Origin of the sequence: Fulvivirga aurantia (genome assembly GCF_009711475.1) — a bacterium.
Lineage (GTDB): Bacteria > Bacteroidota > Bacteroidia > Cytophagales > Cyclobacteriaceae > Fulvivirga > Fulvivirga aurantia.
Map to the genome: position 1 here is coordinate 1 of NZ_SMMD01000469.1, position 3,026 is coordinate 3,026.

5 protein-coding genes are annotated in these 3,026 nt (G+C 39.6%); 1 reads left to right on the plus strand and 4 read right to left on the minus strand.

Annotation, left to right across the window (positions count from 1 at the left end):
* A partial coding sequence (locus tag E1176_RS03145; RefSeq protein WP_155209125.1) for a DUF2141 domain-containing protein occupies positions 1–352 on the plus strand: 352 nt, incomplete at its 5' end.
* Between the two features lie 171 nt (positions 353–523).
* Here E1176_RS03145 and E1176_RS03150 read toward each other — a convergent pair.
* The 4 genes from E1176_RS03150 to E1176_RS03165 all read right to left on the minus strand — a co-directional run.
* Positions 524–973 (minus strand): c-type cytochrome, encoded by a 450-nt coding sequence (locus E1176_RS03150; RefSeq protein WP_155209126.1) that lies wholly within the window; start codon positions 971–973, stop codon positions 524–526.
* The gene (locus E1176_RS03155; protein WP_155209127.1) at positions 974–1,606 is read right to left on the minus strand and encodes an SCO family protein; all 633 of its coding nucleotides are present in this window, start codon (positions 1,604–1,606) and stop codon (positions 974–976) included.
* Positions 1,581–2,138: a CopD family protein gene (locus tag E1176_RS03160; RefSeq protein WP_155209128.1), complete on the minus strand. Its 558-nt coding sequence runs from the start codon at positions 2,136–2,138 to the stop codon at positions 1,581–1,583. The genes E1176_RS03155 and E1176_RS03160 overlap by 26 nt, the downstream gene beginning before the upstream one ends.
* Before the next feature lie 39 nt (positions 2,139–2,177).
* Positions 2,178–3,026, minus strand: an 849-nt coding sequence (locus E1176_RS03165) for an MOSC domain-containing protein (RefSeq protein WP_222933061.1), incomplete at its 5' end; no start/stop codon positions are given.

The following is a 3,026-nucleotide window of genomic DNA, read 5'->3' on the forward strand; positions in this document are numbered from 1 at the left end:
GACCATAGTAGTTGAAAACATCAAAAAACCGGAAGGTGAGCTTGTAGTGGCAATTTTTGATTGTGAAGAAAACTATCTCAAAAAAGAAGTGGCTCTGCACAAAATAAAAGTAAAGGGGGATTTAAAGCAGCACCTTACCTTAAAGCTTAGAAAAGGCGTATATGCCGTGGCTATCTTTCAGGATACCAACAACAATGGTGAGCTAGACAAAAACTTTATTGGTCTGCCAAAAGAAGGTTTCGGATTTTCCAATAAATCATTAGGTACTTTTGGCCCTCCTTCTTTTGAAGAAACTAAATTTTCACTGGCCGAAGGTGGCGCTCAGGTGAAAGTCGAGCTGAAGTACTTTTAAATAGAAATAACTTTCTCTTTTCAGCTGATTTCATAGCTCTTTTTTCATTTTTTGTCTTGACACAAAAAACAGCTTGTCCCGAACATTTTCGGGAAAACAAAAAAAGTCAAACCTACCTGTCCGGCAGACAGGGCTGAAAGGAAGCCCTTCCCGAAATATAATGATGCACTATTACTTCTTGCAGTTTTTGAGTACCTCTTTCACATCATTTACCGCAACCAGACCTCTCTCATTACCCCATGAATTATAGATGTAAGTAGCTATTTCAGCTATTTCTAAATCTGTGAGCGTTGAGATGCCAGGCATTTTCTGGTTGTATGTAACCCCATTTACCACAATCTCCCCTTCTAGCCCATATCGCATAGAGCAAATAGCGGTCTCAAAATTCTCTTTTAGATAATCAGAATTTTTTAGTGGCGGAAAAAGCTGAGCCAGTCCAGCACCATCAGGTTGGTGGCAATTGGCACAGTGAATGGTATATAATTGCTGTCCCTCTACCAGATACTGTTCTATTTTTACTTTCTCCCCATGAGAGAGCTTTTCATCATTTTTACTTGTGCTGCTGGTACAGGCAACTATTGTAAATACAAATACTACAACTATTAATAAAATACGCGTCATTTAATTTTTGTCTTTTAGCAATACATCAATATCACGGATCAGTTTATCGACCTGATCTGCCTTGGTGCCATCATAAAGGCCTCTCACTCTACCTTTTCTATCTACCAATATGAACGCACCGCTGTGTATGAAACCTCCCGGCTCCGTAGGATCTTCAACAGCGCTTACCATATAGCTGGTTTGGCCAATTTTATAAATTTCATCTTTCTCTCCTGTTACAAAATGCCATTTCTCGCTACTTACACCCAATCGATTAGCAAACTCTTTGAGTACTGCCACAGTATCATGTTTAGGGTCAATAGTATGAGAAAGTATCATAACATCGTCATTAGTTTTGGTGCTATCATAAACCCGTAGCATCTGAGTTTTCATAATAGGGCAAATCGTAGGGCACGAGGTAAAGAAAAAATCACTCACATAGATTTTCCCTTCAAATGTCTCATCGGTAACCCAGCTGCTATCTTGATTTACAAACCTGAAATCACCCACTGTATGATAGACCGTATCTGTTTCTGTATAATCATGACGGCCTAAAAAAGGCAATGTTCTTTCTTTTTCGGACTCGCCACCACAGGCCAAAAGAACTGTAGCGAGCAAAAATATGCAGCTACTGTTTACTAGTATTCCCTTCATTTTTTTCTCTTATTCTTTTATAAATTTTTATGGCTAACATCAATATGGCTGTAAAGAGTACTAAGCCTACAAAACCCCATACCATGCTCATGGCGTTTCTCAACACGATAATGAAAACGATGCCTACTAAAAATATGGTTGCGACCTCATTCCACAGGCGTAGTTGCTGAGAGCTGTACTTGTAAATATCTTGCTGTAGTTGCTTAAATATGCGGTGACAAGCAAAGTGATAGAGATACAAAAAGAAAACAAAAGTGAGTTTTATATGCATAAACCCCATTTGTAAATAAGCAGGCTGCTCGATCAGAAGTGAGGTGCCCATGATAAGAGTAATCACGGCCGATGGCCACGTGATACCATACCAAAGGCGCTTGCTATTGCGCTTATATTCTGCCTTCAAGATACTTTTATCCGGCTCCTGTTTTTGATTGGCCTCAACCTGATAAATAAATAATCTTACGATGTAAAATAACCCCGAAAACCAGGTTACAATAAAGATAATGTGGAGTGCCTTAAGGTATAGGTAAGTCATGGTTTTGCTGGCGCAAAGATAAGCTACAGCCTTTATTTATTATAACGGATCATAAGGAGAATCTTTGGTAGAGTTGATTTCTATCTCATCACCAACCTTAACCGAGCCTTCTTCTAATGCAAGCGTATGTTGACCAAAAACTACTTTATCATCAATTTTTTGAGTAGCCAATGTTTTGAGTGGTTCCAAACCTGACTCACCCGTGTCAGGATCTAATGTAGTGACCACACAACGAGCACAAGGCTTGAGCCCTTTAAAGGCCACATCTCCTATCTTAAAGTCTTTCCAGTTAAACTCCTCATAAGGTTCACCTCCTTTAAACACCAGATTGGGTCTAAAGCGAGAAATATCTAAAGGTTGTGCCAACTTTTGGTTTAGCCGATCTAAGGAAGACTCACCAATTACTAAATATGGATAGCCATCAGCCAAACTCACGGACTCATTGTTTACCTGCCACTTGTCTTTAATAGGTCGTTTGGCCTCTTCAGGAAAGTAAACCAGCGTACACGATTCACGCAATGCTTCGCTAAACCAATCGTTCCAACCAGTATTACCCTCAATGGCCTTTATCTTATCGCCCCAAATAGATACATTTATCTCTGTACCCTCAGTGAGCTCAAAGGGAATTTGTATAGTTGATTTGTGAAACTCACAACCAATATCATAACCCAGAGAAGTTTTATTCACAAAGAACTTCAACAACTTCCTGTTTTTCCTCATGGTAATAAACTCCCCATCGCTATCTACCAACATCCATCTGCGGTCATACTTTAGCCCTTTTTCCTGCACCTCAGCCTCATTGAGTCTGATGCCAGGCAATGACTTTATAGGGTAAATGTAAATCTGGCTCAAATATCTTTTCGCGCTCATGAACGTATCTAATGATGG